This is a genomic window from Streptomyces sp. NPDC006510, from assembly GCF_040611955.1.
In the GTDB taxonomy this organism is placed as follows: Bacteria; Actinomycetota; Actinomycetes; order Streptomycetales; family Streptomycetaceae; genus Streptomyces.
This window is the reverse complement of the sequence record NZ_JBEXPH010000401.1, coordinates 1-2,599: the sequence shown is the minus strand read 5'-3', so window position 1 is coordinate 2,599 and position 2,599 is coordinate 1. Positions and strand designations below refer to the sequence as shown.

Annotated in this window: 3 protein-coding genes; 2 read left to right on the top strand and 1 reads right to left on the bottom strand. The window is 71.3% G+C overall.

The genetic code is table 11. The annotated features are described in order from the left end of the window. Nucleotides 1-14: 14 nt before the first annotated feature. A complete protein-coding gene (locus ABZY11_RS43885) occupies nucleotides 15-407 on the bottom strand; it encodes an ankyrin repeat domain-containing protein (protein ID WP_356484534.1) in 393 nt (130 codons plus the stop codon). A gap of 315 nt (nucleotides 408-722) precedes the next feature. On the opposite strand from ABZY11_RS43885, the gene ABZY11_RS43880 reads away from it, so the two are divergent. Beyond that, nucleotides 723-917, top strand: coding sequence for a hypothetical protein (locus ABZY11_RS43880; RefSeq protein WP_018103962.1), 195 nt, complete (start codon nucleotides 723-725; stop codon nucleotides 915-917). A 37-nt stretch (nucleotides 918-954) separates the two neighbouring features. Further along, a complete protein-coding gene (locus ABZY11_RS43875; protein WP_356484533.1) occupies nucleotides 955-2,565 on the top strand; it encodes a hypothetical protein in 1,611 nt (536 codons plus the stop codon). The last annotated feature ends 34 nt before the right edge of the window (nucleotides 2,566-2,599 follow it).

Genomic DNA, 2,599 nt, shown 5'->3' with positions numbered 1-2,599 from the left:
TACGGCGTACCCGGTCAGCGGGAGCCGAAGAGTTCCAGCAGGTCGGCCTTGCCGAACATGCGAGCCGTGTCGAGCGCGGAGGGCGTTCCGGCGGCCGGATCGGCACCCGCGGCAAGCAGCGCCTCGATCACCGCGCCCTCGCCCTTGAAGACGGCCCCGGCGAGCGGGGTCTGCCCGCGGTCGTTGGCCCGGTCCGGGTCGGCGCCCCGGCCGACGAGGGCCGTGACGGCGGTGGCGTGGCCGTGGTAGGCGGCGAGCATCAGCAGCGAATCGCCCCGGTCGTTGGTGAGGTTCGCGGGGACACCCGCGTCGACGTACGCGGCGAGCGCGTCGGTCTCACCGCGGCGAGCGAGGTCGAAGACCTTCGTCGCCAGCTCGACCACCTCGGGATCGGGGGTTTCGCTCATCGGACGGACCGCCTTCCATTAACCGGTTTCACCACTGTCGACCTGCCGGGACGTACGCCGTGGGGGCCGTACGAGTGAATCGACAGGGTACTGCCCGAGCAGGCACATGACCCGGCCCGCCCGTGGCAGAGGATCACGAATGGCGCGGCGGAACCGTGCCCGACATCGCGTGTTCCGCCCCATCGGGACCACCCTGGGGGCCATTCAAGTGAAAATAACGACTTTTCACCCGAATGCAGCTTTTATCGTATAGATACTTCCGGTGAACCTGGAAGGACTCATGGTGACTGTCCCCCCCAACCAGGAGAACCACTCATGATCCTGTCCATGTCAGGCGTTGTCATCCTCGGCATCATCGTCTTCCTGTTCTTCCGGAAGGACGGCCTCAAGGCGTCGCACGCCCTCGTCACTGCCCTGTTCGGCTTCTATCTGGCAGGCACCGCCATCGCACCGAGCATCACCGCGGGCGGCGCGAGTCTCGCCGGCCTGCTGGGCGGGATCAAGTTCTGACCCTCCGCGACCGCTCCCACCCCTTCAGGAGACCGACGTGGCCCGGCGACCACTCCCCCGCATTCTGAGCAGCGGCAGCGCCTCGATCACTCGCAGTCGCGAGTTCGCGCGCACGGCCGCCGACAACGCCACGGACGTCCTCCATCCGCTGATCACGATCACCCGTGGTCTGCGGCTGCTGGTCGGGGCCGGACGGCAGAAATGGGCCGCGACGCCCAAGGACAAGCGTGGCCCCACGCTGTTCCTCGTCGCGGCCTGCGTCCTCGCGTTCGCGCTCATGCCGTACGGGGGCCTCATCGCCCTGGTCACGGTGATGGGCGCCGCCGCCTGGACGGGGCGGGAGCGGACCCCGGTGAGGACCGGCCCCGACAAGGCGGAGACCGCGCGGCTGCGGTCCCTGTACGAGGCACTGGTGCCGTGCTTCTCCGTGGCCGACGACCCCGGTCCGCTGTTCTCCCACGGCGGCGACTGGGAGAAGGCCTTCAGCGGTTACGAATTCGACGCCGACGGGCGGCTGACACGGCTCCAGGTGACGTATCCCGCCTACTTCACCGACAGCGAGGCCGACTCCCGTGCCCGGATCGAGCGGCTGCTGCACGCCAAGTCCGGGCGCGGCCGCGAGTACCACTTCGCCTGGGACGAGGAGGGCAACCGGCTCGTCATGAGCGTCCTCGGCGCCCTGCCCACCTCGATCGGCGCCCAGCGCTTCGTCACCGCGCCCGGCGAGACCGTACTGGGCTTCACAGACGACGACGCGGTGCAGCGCACGGTCCCGGTGCGCGACGGCGACACGACCCGCGACGCCCCTCCGGTCGTCTGGCGGACCGGCGCCCGCTCCATCGAACCGCATCTGCTGGTGATCGGGCAGCCCGGCAGCGGCACCACGACCCTGCTGCGCTCCATCGCCCTGCAGGCGCTCCAGCACGGCGACATCCTGATCGTCGAGGGCAGCGGAACCGGCGAGTACGCGTGCCTGACCGGGCGCGACGGCGTACTGGCCGTGGAGTGCGGGCCGACCGGCGCACTGGCGACCCTGGAGTGGGCGGCCCACGAGACGGAGCGGCGGCTGCTCGCCGCGAACCGGGCCCGGCAGTCCGGCCACCCCGCACCCGACGACACCAAACGCCCGCTCTGGATCCTGCTGGACCGGCCCGGCGTCCTCGGCCACCTGGCCGCCGCCGACGGCAGGACCGATCCGCGGGAACTGCTCCAGGTGCCGCTGCGGCACGGCAGGGCGGCCAACGTCACCGTCGTCCTGACCGATCAGTTCGACGGCCTGGACACCCTCGGCGAGACCGTACGGACGCACTGCCGGGCCCGAGTCGTGCTCGGTCAATGCTCCCGCGAGCAGGTGGAGTCGGTGCTCGGTGCCGAGCCGCACACCACCCCGATGCCCGATGTCCCGCCCGGCCGTGGGTACGCGCGGCTCGGCACCGGCCCGGTGCTCCGGCTCCAGGTCCCGGCCACGCCCGATCCGTACGACGAGGCGACCGGCGAGGCGCAGCGGCAGGCGGTCCTCGGGCTGCTCCCGGAACGGCAGACGCAGGCCGAGGTGGCCGTGCCGGCCGAAGCGGACGCCCCGGAGCCGGTGATGGCGCGCCCCGTGACCGCGGCCGTGGCCGTCGACGGCCTGGTGGTCGGCGACTGAACGGACCCGCTCACAGGGATGCGGGGTGGCCGAT

Excerpts from the sequence above, each read along its gene's own strand:
- ABZY11_RS43885 (WP_356484534.1), bottom strand. The coding sequence starts at position 407 with ATGAGCGAAACCCCCGATCCCGAGGTGGTCGAGCTGGCGACGAAGGTC.
- ABZY11_RS43880 (WP_018103962.1), top strand. The coding sequence starts at position 723 with ATGATCCTGTCCATGTCAGGCGTTGTCATCCTCGGCATCATCGTCTTC.